The following is a 19,436-nucleotide window of genomic DNA, read 5'->3' as shown; positions in this document are numbered from 1 at the left end:
CGTCCAAGTGACCCGAACACGCCCCTGCGTGGGGTAATTGCTGCATAAGGTAACGACAAGGAAGGGGAGTGCGCTCGATGACTGATATTTTGTCGGCGCTGATCCCCCCTGCTGTTGTCGCGGCGGTCTTCTGCACGTTCATCGTTAAGCTGCTCCGTAAGGAGATGGCCCCGAGAACGTCGGATGGGCGGCTCGTCAGTGAAGTCGACGACGCAACGGGTTCCACGCGGGGTGAGGCCTCAACCGCGACTCCGGCGGGGAGTACCACCGTTGCGGTAGAAGACGGGGCAAAGGGTGCGGACAGGTCTTCTCCGGAAGTTCCTGCCGACCACCCTGACACCACTGACCGCTAACCGACAACGTAAGGGAATGTGGGCAGCGCCCTCGCGTTAACCGCTGTCGTCCGCTCCGGGGCGCGGCAGGGGTATCGGGCGCCGCGCCAAGCTTTTCGCCGGGGAGGCTCAGGCACGGTCGCGCGATTTGTGCCGCGCCGAGAATTGTCTTCCGGCTGCTATCCGGATAGCTTTATATTAAGGTGCCGTCGCACCGCACTCTTGAAAGGTTTGTATCTATGGCACAAAAGGTTCAGGTGCTTCTCGTCGACGATCTCGACGGCGGCGAAGCAGAGGAGACCGTTGCGTTCGGGGTCGACGGTACTAACTACGAAATCGACCTCAGCGCCGACAACGCGTCGAAGCTGCGTGAAGCGATCGCTCCGTTCGTCGATGCCGCACGCAAGGCTCCGGCGAAGACCGGCCGCGGACGCAAGCAGCAGCGCAGCGCCCCCAGCCGCGAGCGCAGCGCGGAGATCCGCGCGTGGGCCAAGGCCGCCGGCAAGCAGGTGAACGAGCGGGGTCGCATTCCGGCCGCGATCGTCGCCGAGTACGAGGCCGCCCAGCGCTGATCACACGCGATGCGGGCGTGGCGTGCATCGTGCCGTGGTGCACGGCCGCGGAGAGACCCCGTGGCTGTGCGGGACTCCACTGCGCTTCTTGCGGACACGTCCGGGGACTAGTGCCGGATCACCCGGCCCGGACGGCGTCCAGCCCCACGGGGCGGTGTTCGCTGAGAGCACAGCATCGCATGTATCCACAGCACGGCCCGTGTGCCCTCGCTATCCGGGGGGACGCGGGCCGTTCGCTTGCGGCGTACTTGGAACACTGAAGGCCCGATTGGTAGTTGGATGAGGGTGAACGCCCTATCGTCGGGGAAAGTCTCTGGCACGGATGGTCTGGGACGGCCACCGTGCGGGATGTGTTTGTCGGGTCGGTCCGGGTGGACCGGACGGCTTGGTGGACGGGTGCGGTAGCGCCCTACAGGGGCTCACTCCCCGGTAGGGCCGGAATGCGGAAAAGTGAGGGCCGGAGCTTCCGTCCCTGCCGGACCGCTCTGTGAGGAGCGACGAGACATGTTCGAGAGGTTTACCGACCGCGCACGGCGCGTGGTGGTCCTGGCCCAAGAAGAGGCCAGGATGCTCAACCACAACTACATCGGTACGGAGCACATCCTGCTCGGTCTCATCCACGAGGGTGAGGGCGTCGCCGCGAAGGCCCTGGAGAGTCTGGGAATCAGCCTGGAGGCGGTCCGCCAGCAGGTTGAGGAGATCATCGGCCAGGGTCAACAGGCTCCCTCCGGTCACATCCCCTTTACTCCGCGCGCGAAGAAGGTCCTGGAGCTCTCCCTCAGGGAAGCCTTGCAGCTCGGGCACAACTACATCGGTACCGAGCACATCCTGCTTGGCCTCATCCGTGAGGGTGAGGGCGTGGCCGCCCAGGTGCTGGTCAAGCTGGGTGCCGACCTTAACCGCGTGCGCCAGCAGGTGATCCAGCTGCTGCACGGCTACCAGGGCAAGGAACCGCAGGCCACGGGCGCCTCCTCGGAGTCCACGCCGTCCACCTCCCTGGTGCTGGACCAGTTCGGCCGGAACCTGACCCAGGCCGCGCGCGAGAGCAAGCTCGACCCGGTCATCGGCCGGGACAAGGAAATCGAGCGCGTCATGCAGGTGCTGTCGCGCCGGACCAAGAACAACCCGGTCCTCATCGGTGAGCCCGGCGTCGGTAAGACCGCCGTGGTCGAGGGGCTGGCCCAGAAGATCGTCAAGGGGGAGATCCCCGAGACGCTCAAGGACAAGCAGCTCTACACCCTGGACCTGGGCGCGCTGGTCGCCGGCAGCCGCTACCGCGGTGACTTCGAAGAGCGCCTGAAGAAGGTGCTCAAGGAGATCCGCACCCGCGGCGACATCATCCTGTTCATCGACGAGCTGCACACGCTGGTCGGAGCGGGCGCGGCGGAAGGCGCCATAGACGCCGCCTCCATCCTCAAGCCGATGCTGGCCCGAGGCGAGCTGCAGACCATCGGCGCCACCACGCTCGATGAGTACCGCAAGCACCTGGAGAAGGACGCCGCGCTGGAGCGCCGCTTCCAGCCGATCCAGGTCGACGAGCCGACGATCTCGCACACCATCGAGATCCTCAAGGGCCTGCGCGACCGCTACGAGGCGCACCACCGGGTGTCCATCACCGACAGCGCCCTCGTGGCCGCCGCCCAGCTCGCCGACCGCTACATCAGCGACCGCTTCCTGCCGGACAAGGCCATCGACCTCATCGACGAGGCCGGCTCGCGCATGCGCATCCGCCGCATGACCGCACCGCCGGACCTGCGCGAGTACGACGACAAGATCGCCGAGGTCCGCCGGGACAAGGAGTCCGCGATCGACGCGCAGGACTTCGAGAAGGCGGCGTCGCTGCGCGACGACGAGAAGCAGCTGCTGAACAAGAAGGCGCAGCGGGAGAAGGAGTGGAAGGCCGGCGACATGGACGTCGTCGCCGAGGTGGACGAGGAGCTCATCGCCGAGGTCCTGGCCACCGCCACCGGCATCCCGGTGTTCAAGCTCACCGAGGAGGAGAGCTCCCGGCTGCTGCGCATGGAGGACGAGCTGCACAAGCGGGTCATCGGCCAGGAGGACGCCATCAAGGCGCTCTCCCAGGCGATCCGCCGTACCCGGGCCGGGCTCAAGGACCCGAAGCGCCCCGGTGGTTCGTTCATCTTCGCCGGCCCGTCGGGTGTCGGTAAGACCGAGCTGTCCAAGACGCTCGCCGAGTTCCTGTTCGGCGACGAGGAGACGCTGATCCAGCTCGACATGAGCGAGTTCATGGAGAAGCACACCGTCTCGCGGCTGTTCGGTTCGCCTCCCGGCTATGTCGGCTACGAGGAGGGCGGCCAGCTCACCGAGAAGGTGCGCCGCAAGCCGTTCTCCGTGGTCCTCTTCGACGAGATCGAGAAGGCGCACAACGACATCTTCAACTCGCTGCTGCAGGTGCTTGAGGAAGGCCGCCTGACGGATGCTCAGGGCCGCACGGTCGACTTCAAGAACACCGTCATCATCATGACGACGAACCTCGGTACGCGAGACATCTCCAAGGGCGCGGCCATGGGCTTCGCCAAGGAGGACGATGCCAAGACCAACTACGACCGGATGAAGGCGAAGGTCAGCGAGGAGCTCAAGAGCAACTTCCGGCCCGAGTTCCTGAACCGTGTGGACGATGTCATCGTCTTCCACCAGCTCACCGAGAAGGAGATCATCAGCATCGTCGACCTGATGGTCAGCCAGCTCGACGAGCGCCTCAAGGACCGCGACATGGGCCTGGAGCTGCGGCCGAAGGCCAAGAAGGTCCTGGCCGAGCGCGGCTACGACCCCGTTCTGGGCGCCCGGCCCCTGCGCCGGACCATCCAGCGCGAGGTCGAGGACCAGCTCTCGGAGAAGATCCTCTTCGGCGACGTCCAGCCCGGACAGATCATCGTGATCGACGCGGAGGGCGAGGGCACGGACGCCAAGTTCACCTTCCACGGTGTGCCGAAGCCCGAGTCCGTCCCCGACACCCCGGCGGTCGAGGAGACAGCGGCGGGCAAGAGCGAGTAGCCGAACGGTCGTCGCTCAACCGCATCCCGTCCCAACAGGAGCGGGCCCGCACCCTCAGGGTGCGGGCCCGCTCCTCGCGTTTGTGGTCGGGGCAGGGCATGAACCCGGAGGTCGCACAGTAGGGAGAGTGGTGAGGCCTGGGCCTGCGGGGCGGCCTTGTCGCCGTTGATCCTTTCCGGTGTCCTGTGGTGAAAAGCGGCGCCGAGGGCGGTGGGGGGCTGGGGGCGCCGGTCCCCCTGGCGGGCGGACCGGGTGGCCGCAGGGAGGGATAGGCGATGCCCGGAACCACGTCTCGCGATGATCATGGGGATAATCCCGGCAAACCGGACAGAACCGGGACCGTTCCCATGATCATCGCGGGGAACTTGCGGCAATCGGCCCCCCGCCCGGCCAAGCCCGCCAGGGGACCGGCGCCCCCAGCCCCCACCGCCCTCGGCGCCGCTTTTCACCACAGGACACCGGATCAGCAGAACGCCGACAAGGCCGCCCAGCAGACCCAGGCCACCGCGGGCCCAGTCTGGCCGCTGCGTGGCGAACCGAGGCGGCAGCAGACCGCCTCGCGTCAGCCCGGCAGTGCGTAGCGGCCGTCGTCGAGGGGGTCGACCAGGCCGTCGGCCACCAGGGCGTCCAGGGCGCGCTCCCGCTGGATCGGCTCGTCCCAGACCGCGTCCAGGGCGGGCTTGTGGACCGGGCCGGAGGCGTCGCGGAGCACGGCCAGGAGGCGGCCGCGGACCTGGCGGTCGGTGCCCGCGTAGGTCTGGCCGCGGCGGGGAGGGCCGTCGTGGGCGGGTTTGCCGGCCAGCCGCCAGGCGCACTTGTCGGCGATGGGGCAGTCGGCGCAGGCGGGGGAGCGGGCCGTGCAGACCAGGGCGCCCAGCTCCATGATGGCCACGCCCCAGAGCGCCGCCACGTCGGCTTCGGGCGGGAGCAGCGACTCCGCCAGGCGCACTTCGGCCTTGCTCTGCGTCTTGGGCGGGTATTCGATGCCCGTGTCGGCGCGCGCGAGGACCCGGCGGACGTTGGTGTCGAGGATGGCGTGCCGCTGGCCGAACGCGAAGCTGGCGACGGCCGCGGCGGTGTAGGGGCCGATACCGGGCAGCGCCAGCAGATCGGCGTGGGAGTCGGGCACCTCGCCGTTATGCCGGTCCACGATCTCGCGGGCGCACGCGTGCAGGTTGAGGGCTCGGCGCGGGTAACCGAGGCGGTTCCACATCCGGACGGCCTCGCCCGACGGTTCGGCGGCGAGAGCGGCGGGCGTGGGCCAGCGTTCCATCCACGCCTCCCATGCGGGCCACACCCGCACGACCGGCGTCTGCTGCAGCATGATCTCGCTGACCAGGATGGACCATGGTGAGGCATCCGGGCGACGCCAGGGAAGATCGCGGGCGTTGGCCTGGTACCAGCTGAGAATGGCGGAGCTGTAGGGGTTGTCGAACATGCGCAATCAGTGGAGAGTTCGGCGGGTTGAGTGTGTGACACGCGGGGAAACCCGGAATACTACGCCCCATGGCGGCTAGTGCTGGGCACCCTGGACCTGTTAGTCCGGAAACGTATTGGAAGCGGCGTGTGTTCGTTTTGGCGGGGCTCCTCCTCGTGGTGGCGTTGATCGCCTACGCGTGTTCTCGCCCCTCATCGTCCGATCAGGACAGAGCGGCGGCGGACGCGGACGCCAGTCCCTCACCTCAGGCGCCCTCATCGCCCAGTGTCTCACCGAAACCGGCGCCCGATCGCTCCGCGAGCCCGAATCCCGGCGCGGGGAAGGGCGCGGAGGGCGGTGGAGCCGACGGTGACGAGGGTTCCGCGGCGTCTGGCTCGGGATCCGGCGGATCCACGGGGTCGGGCGGATCCAGTGGCTCGGGCGGCTCGGAGGGCGCCAGGTCGGTGCCCGTGCCCACGAAGGCCAGCGACCCGTGCCGACCGCAGGACGTCGTGGTGACGTTCGAGACCGACAAGTCCGACTACGCATGGGACGACAAGCCTGAAATCGAGATCACTGTGGTGAACACGGGCGAGCAGACCTGCACCGTGGACATGGGTCCCACGACCATGGAGGTGCTGATCGCCTCCGGCGACGATCGGGTCTTCTCCACCGCCGACTGCGCGAAGGGCGACAAGGCGGTGGTGAAGAAGCAGCTGCGGCGCGGCGTTCCGCAGTCCCGGACCATCACCTGGGACCGCAAGCGGTCCTGGAAGGACTGCCGCGACGGCGACGTCGACGCCCGCCGCCCCGGCACGTACGTGGCCACCCTGGAGAGCGACTACGACGTGGGCGCCGAGCGTCAGGTCTTCCGGCTGAACTAGGCCGCACTGGCCGCCCGGCGCCGACCAGAGGCCCCGTCCGCTCCGCACCGGGCGATGGCGGGGCCATGGGCGGTCGGACGGACAGTGGACCGGCGCTCAGGTAGGGGAACACCCCCGGAACCGGGCCGCGCCCTGTCCCTACGACCGGCGGCGGGCCGGAAGGGCCAGTCGGATCCCCTCGGCGAGGTCCTCGATGCCGATGGTCTCGATACCCTCGACCGGTTCCTCGCTGTGCTTGGGCACGATCGCCTGGGTGAAGCCGAGCCGCTGGGCCTCCATCAACCGCCGCTGCACGCCGCTGACCGCCCGGACGTCGCCCGCCAGGCCGACCTCGCCGATGGCGATGACCCCCCGCGGCAGTGCGGCGTCCTTCACCGAGCTTGCCGTGGCCAGTGCCAGGGCGAGGTCCACCGCGGGCTCGCCCAGGCGCACGCCGCCAACGGTGGAGGAGAAGACGTCGGCGTTGGCGATGCGGACACCGGCCCGCCGCTCCAGGACGGCCATGACCATGTTCACCCGGCCGGTGTCGAGGCCGGAGGTGGCGCGGCGGGGTGCGGGCAGGTTGGACGCGGAGACCAGCGCCTGCACCTCGGCGATCAGCGGGCGCCGCCCTTCGAGCGTGACCGTGACACAGGTGCCCGGCACCGGCTCGTTGCGCCGGGTCAGAAAGAGGCCGCTGGGGTCGGGCAGGCCGATGATGCCGGAGTCGCTGAGCTCGAAGCAGCCGATCTCGTCGGTGGGGCCGTAGCGGTTCTTGGCCGCGCGCAGCATGCGCAGCTGGGAGTGGCGGTCGCCCTCGAACTGCAGGACGACGTCGACGAGGTGCTCCAGCAACCGCGGACCGGCGATGGACCCGTCCTTGGTCACGTGCCCGACGAGCACGACGGCGATGCCGCGCTCCTTGGCCAGCCGGATCAGCGCCCCGGTGACCTCGCGCACCTGGGTGACCCCGCCGGGGACACCGGCGACCTCGGGCGAGACCATGGTCTGCACCGAGTCGACGATCAGCAGGCGCGGCGCCACCGCGTCGACATGGCTGACCACCGCGGACACCGAGGTCTCCGCCGCGAGGAAGAGCTTGGACGACAGGGCGCCCAGCCGTTCGGCGCGCAGCCGCACCTGGCCGGTGGACTCCTCGCCCGTGACATACAGCACCGGTCCGCTGTCGGCCGCCAGCGCCGCGACCTCCAGGAGCAGCGTCGACTTGCCGACCCCCGGCTCACCGGCCAGCAGCATCACGCCGCCGGGAACCACGCCGCCGCCCAGCACCCGGTCGAGCTCGTCGAGCCCCGTGGGGGCGGCGTGCGCGGCCTCCACATCGATCTCGGTGATGGGGAGCGCCGGAGTGCTGACACGCGACGGCGCGATCACCTCGGTGGCGGGGGCGCCGACCTCGTCGACGGTGCCCCACGCCTGGCACTCGCCGCAGCGCCCGACCCACTTGAGCGTGGTCCAGCCGCATTCGGCGCATCGGAACGTGGTCTTGGGAGGCTTGGCCATGACAGCACGCTAGCGGTCGCCGCGGACATCTTGGTCCAGTTGTCCACAGGGTGGGGAAGGCGGGCGCTGTTGTGCGAGGTTGCCCGAAGGGGGACCGCGGGCCGCGATGGTTCGCACGGGGCCCTGGGGCCGGACGTCACCCGACCCGGTCAGTATTCACGCCACCACAGGTTGATCGCGTAGTCGACCTCCAGTCCGGGGTGGGTGGCGATGACCTCCTCGGCGACGGCGGGGGTGAACTCGATACGGACGACCGATTCAAAGTCGTCGCGGCTGTCGAAGAGCCAGCGCATGGTCAGCTGTTCGCGCTCGAAGCCCTGCCGCGCCCAGAAACGCTCGACGGCGGCCGGGTCGTAGGACGGAAGGAAGCGCCGGAACCACCCGCCGAACGTGCTGCGGGTCGCGTCGTTGTCGATGACGAACGCGACGCCGCCGCGCCGCATGACCCGGCGCAGCTCGGTGAGGCCGGGTTCGCAGCCGGGGCCGAAGAAGTAGGCCCAGCGGGCGTGGGCCAGGTCCACGGACGTGTCGGGGACGGGGAGCCGCTGGGCGACGCCCGTGCGGACCGTGACATTGGCGAGCCCGGCGGCGCGGGCGCGTGCCGCGGCGGCGAGTTCGCCGTGCGGTTCGATCCCGGTGACGCGGTCCGCCTCGGCCGCGAAGCGGGGGAGATGGAAGCCGGTCCCGCAGCCGATGTCCAGCACGTGCGCGCCGCCCATCCCCCGGACGCGGCGCATGGCGGCGTCGATGACCCCGTCCGGGTCGACCGCCCGGTTCTCCAGCTCGTACACTCCGGGGCTGTTCCAGATGTTGGGGCTGGGAATCGCCCCCTGCAGCGCTGCTCTCACCCCCGGGACGATAGCGATCGGCGGAGCATCCGAGCCAACTTGCGGCCGTACCGCATAGTCTTGTTCAGGTGAGCGCTATCCAGGTTCCAGACGCGCCCGTTGTGCTCTCGTCGGCGTCGGTCTACCCGGAGAAAACTCCAGTGGCCTTCGAACTCGCGGCGAAACTCGGCTACGACGGCGTGGAAGTGCTGGTGTCCACGGATCGGGTCAGCCAGGACATCGAAATGCTCCGACGACTCTCCGACTACCACGGCGTTCCGATCCTCGCCGTCCACGCGCCCTGTCTGATCTTCACCCAGGCCGTCTGGGGCCGCGACCCGTGGGGCAAGCTGGTGCGCTCCAAGGAGATGGCGGAGAAGCTGGGGGCCAAGACCATCGTGGTCCACCCGGCGTTCCGCTGGCAGCGCGACTACGCCCGGGAGTTCGAGTCCGGCATCGCGCGGATGCAGGAGGAGACCGATGTGGTCTTCGCGGTCGAGAACATGTACCCGGTGCACATGCGCGGCAAGGAGGCCGTACCTTACGCGCCGAGCTGGAACCCCCTGGACCGCGACTACCCCGATGTGACGCTCGACCTCTCCCACACGGCCATGTCGCGCTCCGACGCGATGGACATGGCCAAGCAACTGGGCAGCCGCCTGTCCCACGTGCACCTCGCCGACGGCACCGGCAAGCAGAACTTCGACGAGCACCTGATCCCGGGCCGGGGCACCCAACCCTGCGCCGAACTGCTGGAACACCTCGCCTCCACGGGATATGAGGGGCAGCTGGTGCTGGAAGTGAACACGCGCAAGTCCGCCGACCGCGAGACGCGCCAGCTGGAGCTGGCCGAGGCACTGGCGTTCACGCGACTGCACTTCGCCGCGGAGGTGCGGGGGACGTCCCCCGAAGACCAGGGCACGCGGCGGGAGGAGACCGCCGACCGCCGCGAGCGCATCGCGATGCGGAGGCGGGCCGACACCACCCCGCCGCGCCACTTCGTCGTGGACAGTGACGGCACTGTCGCGGACGAAGCCTGACATTCTGGTCGCCATGGCGAGAACAGGGCGACGGCCAGGCACCACGCAAACCCGTGAGGAGATCCTCCGGGCGGCACGCGAGCAGTTCGCGGACCAGGGCTACGACGGCGCCACGATCCGGGGCATCGCCCGCGCGGCCGGGGTCGACCCCGCCCTGGTCCACCACTACTTCGGCGCCAAGCAACGGGTGTTTATCGCCGCGATGCGGCTGCCGTTCAACCCGGCCGACGAAGTGCGCGCGATCATGGCCGACCGCGAGCGGGACCACGCCGAGGCGATCCTGCGCTTCTTCCTCCGCATGTGGGACGACCCGCGGACCCGTGATCCGATGCTCGCCCTCGTCCGTTCGGCCACCAGCCACGACAAGGCGGCCGAGGCCGTGCGCGGGTTCATGAACGACCTGGTCGTGCACCACATCTCCACGGAGCTCGGGCTCCCGCCGCTGCGCGCCGCGATGATCGGTTCCCAGCTGTTCGGCATCGTTCTGCTGCGCCACGTGGTGGGGGTCGAGGTGGTCCGCTCGGCCGACACCGAGGAGATCGTCGCCATGTACGCCCCGGCGCTCCGCGCCATGATCGAGGGCGGCGGGGAGGAACAGCCTGGCGTCAGGGAACCGAGGGACGTAAATCGACGAAGCTCTCGGAGGGACAGCTAGGTTGATCAGCGCAGTGGCCGGTGCTGTACCCGCAGGATGAGACTGAGCGAGTGCCGACGAGCCTCCTGATACCAGAGGAGCGCTGTACCAACCGCTCCAGCTTCGCTGTGGTCTGATCGTTCCAAGCCGCCGACGATGTGCTCAGGTAAGGCCATGCCACCTCGTCCCACGTGTCCATCGGCGCGCGTTCCATCCGGGAAGTGCGGAGTCCCACGGCGTAGGCTCGAAAGACCCCGGTGTCGTGGTTTGTGGAGGAGGAGCGACGGATGGTCTGGCGGAACACGTTTCTTACGGTGTCCGGAAACGAGCGCTTGCGGTCCTTCGTCTCGTCGTCGCGGATGACGCGCGGCGTGATCGACCGGTTCGTCGCGGGGGAGAGCGCGGTCGACGCGGTGCGTGCGGCGGGGGAGCTGGCGGAGCGCGGGATCTACGCCAGCATCGACCTGCTCGGGGAGGACACCGCCCATCCGGCCCAGGCCGACGACATCACCCGCGGGTACCTGCGGCTCCTGGAGCGCCTCGACGACGCCGGGCTGTCCGGGTGGGCCGAAGTGTCGGTGAAGGCGACGGCGGTCGGGCTCGCTCTTGGGGACGAAGGGGAGGCGCTGGCCGCCGACAACATCGGGCGCGTCTGCGCCGCGGCGGGCGACATGGGGACGACGGTCACCGTCGACATGGAGGCGCCGGACACCGTGGACGCCACGCTGCGCCTCGTCTCCTCGCTGCGCGACCGCTATCCGTGGCTGGGCTGCGTACTCCAGTCGTACCTGTACCGCACGGACGCCGACGCCGCGGCGATGGCGGCACCCAAGGCCCGGATCCGGTTGTGCAAGGGCGCTTATGCCCCCGATCCCGCCACGGCCTACACGGCGCGGCGCGACGTGGACGCCGCCTATGTGCGCTCGCTGCGCGTGCTGATGGCCAGCGAGGCCTATCCGATGGTCGCCACGCATGATCCCCGGCTGATCGACATCGCCGGGACGCTCGCCCGCCGCTACGGCAAGGGCCCGGGGGACTTCGAGTACCAGATGCTCTACGGCGTGCGCGCCGACGAGCAGCGCCGCCTCGCCGACGACGGCCACCGGGTGCGGGTCTATGTCCCTTACGGCGACAACTGGTACGGCTACCTCGCCCGCCGCCTCGCCGAGCGTCCGGCGAACCTCGTTTTCGCCGCGCGGTCCGTCCTGTCCAGGAAGTGAGAAAGACGAAGCGGGGAGTAGCCGAGCGCCTATACCGTTGAAAGCGTTCGAAAGGTGGAATGAATGATCGCGATCATCGGTGCCGGGAAGATGGGCGAGGCCCTGCTCGCCGGGCTGCTGGGGACCGGGCACGACCCGGCCGACGTCCTTGTCGTCGAACCGCGCGAGGAACACGCCGCGCAGCTGCGTCAGGGCTACGGCGTGGAGACCGTGCCGGCCGCCGAGGCGGCCCAGCGCGCCGCCACCCTCCTGCTCGCGATCAAGCCGCAGGACATGGTCGACCTCCTCGACGACGTCTCCCCGCACATGGGCGGCGGTCAGCGCCTGGTCATCTCGGTCGCGGCCGGGATCACCACCTCGCTGCTGGAGAAGCACCTGAGCGGCGACGTCGCCGTGGTCCGCGCCATGCCCAACACCCCCGCGCTGGTGGGCAAGGGCATGACGGCGATCGCCGCGGGCACGCACACCACGCCTGAGCAGCTCGACCACGCCGAGCGACTGCTGCGCTCGGTCGGCGAGGTGGTCCAGGTGCCCGAGAAGCACATGGACACCGTCACCGCGCTGTCCGGTAGCGGCCCGGCTTACTTCTACTTCATCGCGGAGACGATGATCGAGGCCGGTGTCGCCATGGGGATGCCGCGCGCTACCGCCGAGCGGCTCGTCGGGCAGACCATCGCCGGAGCGTCGGCGATGCTCAACGAGTCCGGCGAGCACCCCGTCGTCCTGCGTGAGGCCGTGACCTCTCCGGGCGGAACCACCGCTGCCGCGGTCCGGGAGTTGGACCGCCACGGCGTCCGCACCGCGTTCACCGACGCCATCGAGGCCGCACGCGACCGCAGCCGCGCGCTATCGGAGGGGTGACCGGGCGCCGGCAGGTCCGCGGCCGCCTCGATCCCGGCGAACGCGTGCCCTGACCGGGGCGGTGCGGCACGGTCCGGGACCGGCGGCCCCGGCAACAATGGGAAAACAGGCGCCGGGGGGAATGCCCCCGACGGTCCATTGGTTTGTACCAGTTGACTACTGTGTTGTTGGGCACACAACCAGATGCCGACCGCTGGGAGGGCGCATGGCCTGCTCGCTTCACCTGGCCTGGGATGATGGGCTGACCGCCTACAACTTCGGGCCGCAGCACCCGCTCGCGCCCGTCCGGGTGGAGCTGACCATGGCCCTCAGCCGCGAGCTGGGCGTCTTCGACGCGCCTGGGGTCTCCTTCATCGACGCCGAACCGGCGTCGGACGACCTGCTCAAACTCATCCACGACCCCGGCTACATCGAAGCGGTGAAGCGCGCCGGCGACACGCTCATCGGCGACGAGCACTACTGCCTCGGCACCCCCGACAACCCCGTCTTTGAGAAGATGCACGACGCGTCCGCGCTCGTGGGCGGCGCCTCTGTCGCGGCCGCCCGCGCTGTGTGGAGCGGCGAGACCGAGCACGCCGCCAACATCGCGGGCGGGCTGCACCACGCCATGCCGAAGCACGCCTGGGGCTTCTGCGTCTACAACGACGCCGCCCTGGCTATCGCCTGGCTGTTGGAACAGGGCGCCAAGCGCGTCGCCTACGTCGATGTCGACGTCCACCACGGCGACGGCGTGCAGGCCATGTTCTACGACGATCCGCGCGTCCTCACGATCAGCCTGCACGAATCGCCGCTGACCCTCTTCCCCGGCACTGGGCGCCCCGCCGAGGTCGGCGGGCCGAACGCCGAAGGGTACGCCGTCAATGTCGCCCTGCCCGCCGGGACCGACGACAGCCGGTGGCTGCGGGCGTTCGAGGCCACCGTTCCGCCGCTCCTGAGCGAGTTTCAGCCGCAGGTGCTGGTCACCCAGCAGGGCGCCGACACCCACCTGCTCGACCCGCTGGCCAACCTCACCCTCAGCCTGGATGGCCAGCGCCGGATCTACAGTGCGATGCACAAGCTGGCCAAGGAGACCGCGGGAGGACGCTGGGTGGTCCTCGGCGGTGGCGGATACGAGCTGGTCCAGGTGGTCCCCCGCGCCTGGACGCACCTGCTGGCCGAGGCCGCCGGGGTCGATATCGACCCCGGGGTCGCGACTCCGGACGCCTGGCGCGGCTTCGTTCGCGAGCGCACCGGCGAGGCCCCTCCGCTATATATGACGGACGGGCGCTCCCCCGACTTCACCCCGTTCGACGCGGGATTCGACCCGGATGACCCGGTGGACCAGGCGATTCAGGAGACCCGAAAGGCGGTCTTCCCCAGTCACGGGATCGACCCGAGCCTGTGACTCCGGGATGTGGATCGGGAGTCGACCGGTCAGGCGGGTCGGGGCGGGCGCGGAGAGCGGGTCGCCCCGTCGGCCGCCTGCCGGGGCGTGACGTTGAATCCGAGGTGGACAGGGTATGACGACGCGTGCTGTCCGTTCCCGGCGGATCGGTGGTGGACCGTTCCGCGCGGAGCGGTATGCGCCGTTTCGCCCGGAGTGTGGAACAGTTCGTCGGCCGGGAACGAGCCGGATCGCCGCATCCGGCAGTGGGAGGGGGATATTTGGTGACGCCGCCTTCGCGCGCAGAACTCATCGCGCATTTGGTACGGACCGGAATAGCCGGGCATGTGGACACTCCCCGGCAGGGCAACCTCCGGCACTACCGGCGGCTATGTCACAAGGACCCCTACTACCAGTTCGGTCTCACCTTCGCCCATGAGTGGTCGTTCTCCGAGGTCCTCGCTTTGATGGCGAAGCGCTGCGGGGTGGTCGCCGACGAATCGCACCAGTGGGGGATCGACACCATCGACCCCGACCTGACCGTGGACGCCCTGGAGGCCCTGGGCGACCGGCTCGCCGAGGCGGCGCGGAAGCGGGAGCGCGTGATGTTCGCGACCGGCCACCCGCGCAATCTCCTGGAGACCTACCAGCTCTGGAAGGACGAACTGGAGAAGCGCGGCTGCGAGGTCGTCACCGCGGGGGGCGGATACTCCTATGAAGTGACGACCGAACATCCCCCCAACCGCCGCATCCTCGTATGGCGCGACGGGGTCGGCCTCGTGATCGACGGTGAGGCGCCGCGGCACAGCCACCACCCCTTCGGAATGCGGGCAGCCCTGAACTCCCTTACTGAGCGGGGCGAAGAGTGGCCGCAGTTGGTCATCGCCGATCATGGTTTCGCGGGTGCCGCGGGCGAAGCGGGTATCCCCACCATCGGGTTCGCGGATTGTAACGATCCTGCGCTGTTCCTGGCCGAACACGAGGGAAAACTCCTCACCACGGTCCCATTGGACGACGGATACTCCACTGACGACTACCGTCCGCTGTCCGACTATGTGCTGCACCGGGCGGGGTTCAGGTGACAGGCGAGCCGTTTATACCCAACCGCTAAACCTCACGCGACCCCCTGCCCTCATGTAGCTGCAGAGACAGCAAAACCGGCCTTTCAAAGCCGTGCACGCGGATCTACCCTGAAACCGGACGTGTCAGCAGTTACCGAACGGCACGCCGGCGCGGCGATGGGGCGTAGCGGCCGGGAGTCTCCCCCTCACTGCCGTACGGGGTCATCGCGTCGGCCGACAGAAGCAGTGACACCTACGCGCACGTCCGGAAGCGAGGGCGTTGCAGAAGATGAACGGGAGTAAGGCACCTCTGGAAGAGGTCAGGTTCCTCACCGTGGCCGAAGTCGCCACGATCATGCGTGTCTCCAAGATGACCGTCTACCGAATGGTCCACTCCGGCGTGCTTCCCGCGATCCGCGTGGGCCGCTCGTACAGAGTGCCGGAACGCGCTGTCCACGACTACCTCCGCGAAGCGTTCGTCGAGGCTGGTTGATTTAACGGCGCGTCACCCATTGGGGGCGGTGCGACCCCGCCCATCGCCCCTGAGGGTGGGTCTTAGGCCGAGCACACAGCACACGTCGATGCGCCACGTTGTGACCTGATATGTGCCACGCGTGGGCTGAAAACAGTGGAAGACCGGGGCATCCGAGCAGGCGCCGACGCGTCTACTACAATCTGTAGTGTCTGCTGTTTGAGGCGCTCATCTGGCCGAAATTGGGCGTGCTACCTGCGGAAATGCGAGGGGTTCGAACACTCGTCCCGTAGCACGACGGTCGAAGTAAGCACTATGTGCTCACGAGCCGCGTGCCGCGACCGCAGGAGTAGTACATGCCAGAAAAAAAGAAGAAAGCGCGGAAGAACCAGCTGCCGGAGCTCGCGCGCTCCTGGGAGCGCGCCCTCCGCGCCGGGGTGGCCACCAGGCGGCAGAAGGGGAAGCCCGCGAGTCCCTACACGATCCGCAACTACCTCAAGACCATCCGACTTCTCTCCGCCTACTTGGACGAGCACGAGCTGCCCGCCACAGTGAAGAAGATCCGTGGCGAGGATTTGGCCGACTGGCTTGCCGACACCACCGACACGACGTCCCCGGGCAACGCCGCCCACCACTACCGCAATCTCGTCGCGTTCTGGGCGTGGGCCGTCGAGACAGAGAAGATGGTTGCGCCCGGCAAGAACCCGATGCTTGAGGTGCATGCTCCCCATCAGGACCGGATCAAGCGCCCGCCCCTGACTCAGGAGCAGGTCGCCGCGATGCTCAAGGCGTGCAGCGGCCGGAGCTTTCTGGACCTGCGCGACGCCGCGATCATCCGCATTCTGGCCGACACTGGAATGCGGCTCTCCGGGCTTGTCGGGATGACGTACGATCCCGACTTTCCCAGCATCGATAACGACGGCAGGAACGACGTTTTCCTCGACCATCAGCCGCCGTTGGTGCGGATCCGCATCAAGGGTGGCCAGTCGCACTTGGTCGACATCGGTCGCAAGACGGAGATTGCCCTCGACCGGTACGTACGCAAACGGTCCACCCTTCGCCATGCCTACTTGCCGCAGCTGTGGCTAGGGCGCGGTGGTCACCCGTTCGGGCGCCAGGGCGTACAGATGGTCCTGAAGAAGCGCGCAGAGCAAGCGGGGATCAAGGAACGAATCCACCCGCACCGGTTCCGGCGGAGCATGGCCACGTGGCACCTGGACGCGGACGGGAGCCGAGACACGCTGAAAGCGCGAGCCGGATGGTCATCGGATGACATGATCAACTTGTACGTTTCGGAGTCACGCGATCGATTGGCGTGGAAGGAATCGCAGAAGCTCGGGGTAGCGGACCGGATCTAGGGCGACGAGGCACGGATTCTCGCTGACATCGACTTGGTGGCCGGGCCGGTCGTGGCCCGGCCACCACTTGCGAGACGTCCGGGGCAGTGGGTATGGCTCGTGGCCGTCTTCGGTCGCTCTAGTGACGCGCGGCGATCGTCGGGTTACGGTCGTCGGTGCACAGTCCTCGACCTCAGCGGAGGATGCTCGTGGGCAAACACGGAGACCAGGACAAGCCCGCCGACGGCGGCAAGGGGAAAGACGGCGACGGGCAAAACCCCTCGAAACATGGCAGCGAGGGCTTCCCCGACCAGTCCGGTGATGGACAGGATCCGAACAAGTGACCGGCCCACGACCAGGCGCGCGACTCGCCCGGTTCCTCACGTCCCGCGGAGCGATACAGGATCCGGCATGGCACCGGGCGGTACTCGCTGTCGATCGCGCGGCGTTCATCCCCGAAACCGTGTGGGTGCGAGACTCCGGCGACCCCGCGGTGTTCCGCCCGTACCCTCGTGACACTGACCCGGACATACAGCGGTGGATCTATGAGGATTACGCGCTGATGATTCAGGTCGACGACGGGCATCCGGTTGGGGATGACGGGTCGGGCCGGACGCCGACGAGCAGCATTAGCCAACCTTCGCTCGTGGTCGCCATGCTGGAGGCGCTCGACGTCGCCGAGGGCATGCGCGTGCTGGAGGTCGGCACGGGTACCGGATATAACTGCGCGCTTCTCTGCGAGCGTCTCGGCGACGAGAACGTGACGTCGGTCGAAGTCGACGAGGGGGTCGCCGAGCAGGCGCGCGCGACTCTAGACCGGCTCGGGTATAAGCCGCGGCTGCTCGTCGCGGACGGCGCGGAACCGGTCGACGGTGAACAGTTCGACCGGTTGTTGTCGACCGTTGCCGTTCGGAGAATCCCCCCGGCGTGGCTATCGGCGGTGCGTCCGGGCGGGGTGATCGTGACCCCATGGGCACCGGGGCCGGGGTTCTCGTCGGCGGTGCTGGTGCGCCTGGTCGTCGAAGAGACCGGGGCGGCGTCGGGGCGGATCATCGGGGATGCGGCGTTCATGCTCATGCGCGACCACCGGTACGACGCGGTAGGCATCTCCGCGTTCGTGAATGAGGACGCGCCGAGCGTGACCACCGGCCACACCACCGTCAACCCGCGGTGGGTGAGCGACCGTCACCCCGGTTGGACAGTCATGCTCGGCCACTTGGTGCCCGGTCTCGGGTACGCGTCCTACGAAGCGGCAGAAGACGATTTCGCGGCCGCGGGTGAGGCGTCGGTGTTCGTCGTCGACCGCGACGGCGACTCGTGGGCGCTCGGCGAATACGTGCCCCAGGTCGGCCAGGACGGGTACGAAGCGAAGCGGTCCGGTCCCCGGGACCTGTGGGCGGAGATCGGCGCCGCACGCGCCGCGTGGGAGCGGACAGGGCGCCCCGGCCGCGACCGGCTCGGGCTCACCATCACCCCGAACGGCACCCACCGGCTATGGGCCGACGAACCGGGCCGAGTCCTGAGCGGGCGACACGCGTGGCGGCACCAGGCTCGACCGGGATAGACTCGCGGCGGGATGCTTCAGGTAAGCACAGTGAAGGCCCCGGTTGGTGCCGGGGCCTTCACTGTTTTCGCAGGCGGCTACAGACGGTGGCTCTTTACGTCAGTGAGGAACGCACGCCACTCACTAGCGCTGAACGCCAGGTGCCCGAGGTGCGGGTGCTTGGAGTCGCGCAGGGCTGCACCTCCTGTGAGGTCGGCTACCTCGACACAGTCTTCACGGCCGCCCTGGCTGTAGCTGGATTTGCGGAATGTCAGGTGGGATTCGGTAAGCATTGGGGTCCTTCAGGTCGTCAGCAGGGCCTCTAGGAATGCCCGGGAGTCCTCGACGCTGAGAGCTGACGCGTGTACATGGTCGTAGATCACTTCACAGCGTGAGATCTCGCGAGGGTCCTCATAGAAAGCCGATGCCAGGATGTCCTCTCGGTATACCACCGAGGGATCCTCTGGAAAGTCCAGGATCACGAAGCTTCCAGCCGTCGCGGCGTGCAGCCCGGCCGAGTCCGGCAGGACCTGTACGCCCACTTCCGGCCGCTGTACGTCGAGTAGATAGCGGATCTGTTCCTCGCGAATCTCCGGTGGGATCTTGCGCAGGGCCGCTTCGTCGATGATGGCCCAAACCCGCGGAGAATCGGGGTTCCCAAGGATCTGTTTGCGCAGCATGCGCGCCTCGACGTGGCGCTGGATCTCGTCCGTATCCGTGATACCCGCAGACCGCATGGCGGATCGGGCATAGCCCGCCGTCTGGAGGAGACCGGGGATCAGTAGCGCCTGATAGGTGCGGATCCGGGACGCTTCGATCTCAAGGCCGACGTATGCGCCCTTGCCGAGAACGTCGGAGTAGCCGACCCACCAGCCGCGTTGACGGGCCTGTTTCGCGAGCGTGACGTATGCCTGGCGTTGCTCGGGGTCTGTCACCTTGTAGATGTCGAGCAGGACCTCAACGTCTTTCGGGGAAGGCCGTGTCCACTCGTTGTTCTCGATCCGAGTCAGCTTGCCGCGCGACCACCTGCCGACACCGCGCTTCTTCGCTTCGGTAGTTACGTACTGAGCGGTGTACCCCTTCGCCTCACGTAGCTCGCGTAGGTGCCGGGACAGGCGCCTACGCCGCAAGGTTGGGCTACTGGCCATCTCGGGGTCGCTCCTCGCTTGTGACCTGCTGACCTCAGCAGATCCTACGCCCGTCACAGGTGAATCGGACAAATCGGTACACCGCCCATGTAGTAGTGGTCCGTCATCACAGAAACATGATGCCTGTCTGAATGCGTGTACCAGTTTCAAAGTGTGCATTGAATTTTTCTAGCCGCTGCGGGACTATGGCGACTACCTGAAGATCCCGCC

The 19,436-nt window shown here is 68.2% G+C and carries 19 protein-coding genes; 14 read left to right on the top strand and 5 right to left on the bottom strand.

Going from position 1 to position 19,436, the window contains the following annotated elements:
• The first annotated feature begins 77 nt into the window (after positions 1–77).
• The 3 genes from ABD259_RS10315 (at position 78) to ABD259_RS10305 (ending at position 3,919) form a co-directional block, all read left to right on the top strand.
• Entirely contained in the window at positions 78–353 is a 276-nt protein-coding gene (locus ABD259_RS10315) for a hypothetical protein (RefSeq protein ID WP_344100592.1), read from the top strand.
• Positions 354–571: 218 nt separating this feature from the next.
• Positions 572–904: a histone-like nucleoid-structuring protein Lsr2 gene (locus ABD259_RS10310; RefSeq protein ID WP_344100590.1), complete on the top strand. Its 333-nt coding sequence runs from the start codon at positions 572–574 to the stop codon at positions 902–904.
• Between the two features lie 504 nt (positions 905–1,408).
• Positions 1,409–3,919 (top strand): ATP-dependent Clp protease ATP-binding subunit, encoded by a 2,511-nt coding sequence (locus tag ABD259_RS10305; protein WP_344100587.1) that lies wholly within the window; start codon positions 1,409–1,411, stop codon positions 3,917–3,919.
• A 562-nt stretch (positions 3,920–4,481) separates the two neighbouring features.
• Here the strand turns inward: ABD259_RS10305 and ABD259_RS10300 are convergent.
• A complete protein-coding gene (locus ABD259_RS10300) occupies positions 4,482–5,357 on the bottom strand; it encodes an HhH-GPD family protein (protein ID WP_344161770.1) in 876 nt (291 codons plus the stop codon).
• A 443-nt stretch (positions 5,358–5,800) separates the two neighbouring features.
• Here ABD259_RS10300 and ABD259_RS10295 point away from each other — a divergent pair, with 443 nt between their 5' ends.
• A complete protein-coding gene (locus tag ABD259_RS10295; protein ID WP_344100583.1) occupies positions 5,801–6,220 on the top strand; it encodes a hypothetical protein in 420 nt (139 codons plus the stop codon).
• Positions 6,221–6,358: 138 nt separating this feature from the next.
• Here the strand turns inward: ABD259_RS10295 and radA are convergent, their stop codons facing one another.
• Positions 6,359–7,720 (bottom strand): DNA repair protein RadA, encoded by a 1,362-nt coding sequence (gene radA, locus ABD259_RS10290; RefSeq protein WP_344100581.1) that lies wholly within the window; start codon positions 7,718–7,720, stop codon positions 6,359–6,361.
• 149 nt (positions 7,721–7,869) lie between these two features.
• Complete coding sequence (locus ABD259_RS10285; RefSeq protein WP_344100579.1) at positions 7,870–8,568, bottom strand: class I SAM-dependent methyltransferase; 699 nt, start codon at positions 8,566–8,568, stop codon at positions 7,870–7,872.
• A gap of 68 nt (positions 8,569–8,636) precedes the next feature.
• On the opposite strand from ABD259_RS10285, the gene ABD259_RS10280 reads away from it, so the two are divergent.
• From ABD259_RS10280 to ABD259_RS10235, 10 genes are all read left to right on the top strand, one after another.
• Positions 8,637–9,587, top strand: a complete 951-nt coding sequence (locus ABD259_RS10280) for a sugar phosphate isomerase/epimerase family protein (protein ID WP_344161767.1) — start codon at positions 8,637–8,639, stop codon at positions 9,585–9,587.
• Positions 9,588–9,600: 13 nt separating this feature from the next.
• Positions 9,601–10,242 carry a TetR/AcrR family transcriptional regulator gene (locus tag ABD259_RS10275; protein ID WP_344100575.1) on the top strand — a complete coding sequence of 214 codons (642 nt, stop codon included), beginning with the start codon at positions 9,601–9,603 and terminating at the stop codon, positions 10,240–10,242.
• 266 nt (positions 10,243–10,508) lie between these two features.
• Positions 10,509–11,441 carry a proline dehydrogenase family protein gene (locus ABD259_RS10270; protein WP_344100573.1) on the top strand — a complete coding sequence of 311 codons (933 nt, stop codon included), beginning with the start codon at positions 10,509–10,511 and terminating at the stop codon, positions 11,439–11,441.
• Between the two features lie 63 nt (positions 11,442–11,504).
• On the top strand, positions 11,505–12,302 hold the full coding sequence (gene proC / locus ABD259_RS10265) for a pyrroline-5-carboxylate reductase (RefSeq protein WP_344100571.1): 798 nt from the start codon (positions 11,505–11,507) through the stop codon (positions 12,300–12,302).
• A 205-nt stretch (positions 12,303–12,507) separates the two neighbouring features.
• Positions 12,508–13,686, top strand: a complete 1,179-nt coding sequence (locus ABD259_RS10260; protein ID WP_344100569.1) for an acetoin utilization protein AcuC — start codon at positions 12,508–12,510, stop codon at positions 13,684–13,686.
• Between the two features lie 263 nt (positions 13,687–13,949).
• The gene (locus tag ABD259_RS10255) at positions 13,950–14,747 is read left to right on the top strand and encodes a phosphatase (protein ID WP_344100567.1); all 798 of its coding nucleotides are present in this window, start codon (positions 13,950–13,952) and stop codon (positions 14,745–14,747) included.
• A gap of 268 nt (positions 14,748–15,015) precedes the next feature.
• Positions 15,016–15,219 (top strand): helix-turn-helix domain-containing protein, encoded by a 204-nt coding sequence (locus ABD259_RS10250; protein WP_017593285.1) that lies wholly within the window; start codon positions 15,016–15,018, stop codon positions 15,217–15,219.
• Positions 15,220–15,554: 335 nt separating this feature from the next.
• On the top strand, positions 15,555–16,556 hold the full coding sequence (locus ABD259_RS10245; RefSeq protein WP_344161764.1) for a tyrosine-type recombinase/integrase: 1,002 nt from the start codon (positions 15,555–15,557) through the stop codon (positions 16,554–16,556).
• A gap of 188 nt (positions 16,557–16,744) precedes the next feature.
• On the top strand, positions 16,745–16,879 hold the full coding sequence (locus tag ABD259_RS10240) for a hypothetical protein (protein WP_344161761.1): 135 nt from the start codon (positions 16,745–16,747) through the stop codon (positions 16,877–16,879).
• The gene (locus ABD259_RS10235) at positions 16,876–18,099 is read left to right on the top strand and encodes a methyltransferase domain-containing protein (protein ID WP_344161758.1); all 1,224 of its coding nucleotides are present in this window, start codon (positions 16,876–16,878) and stop codon (positions 18,097–18,099) included. The genes ABD259_RS10240 and ABD259_RS10235 overlap by 4 nt, the downstream gene beginning before the upstream one ends.
• 77 nt (positions 18,100–18,176) lie before the next feature.
• On the opposite strand, the gene ABD259_RS10230 is transcribed toward ABD259_RS10235, so the two are convergent.
• Positions 18,177–18,371 carry a DUF397 domain-containing protein gene (locus tag ABD259_RS10230; RefSeq protein WP_344161755.1) on the bottom strand — a complete coding sequence of 65 codons (195 nt, stop codon included), beginning with the start codon at positions 18,369–18,371 and terminating at the stop codon, positions 18,177–18,179.
• A gap of 9 nt (positions 18,372–18,380) precedes the next feature.
• Positions 18,381–19,226 (bottom strand): helix-turn-helix domain-containing protein, encoded by an 846-nt coding sequence (locus ABD259_RS10225; protein WP_344161752.1) that lies wholly within the window; start codon positions 19,224–19,226, stop codon positions 18,381–18,383.
• Positions 19,227–19,436: the final 210 nt, after the last annotated feature.

The organism is Nocardiopsis rhodophaea, from assembly GCF_039530945.1.
Lineage (GTDB): Bacteria > Actinomycetota > Actinomycetes > Streptosporangiales > Streptosporangiaceae > Nocardiopsis_C > Nocardiopsis_C rhodophaea.
The sequence above is the reverse complement of the archived record's forward strand: the minus strand, read 5'-3'. Positions and strand labels throughout refer to the sequence as shown.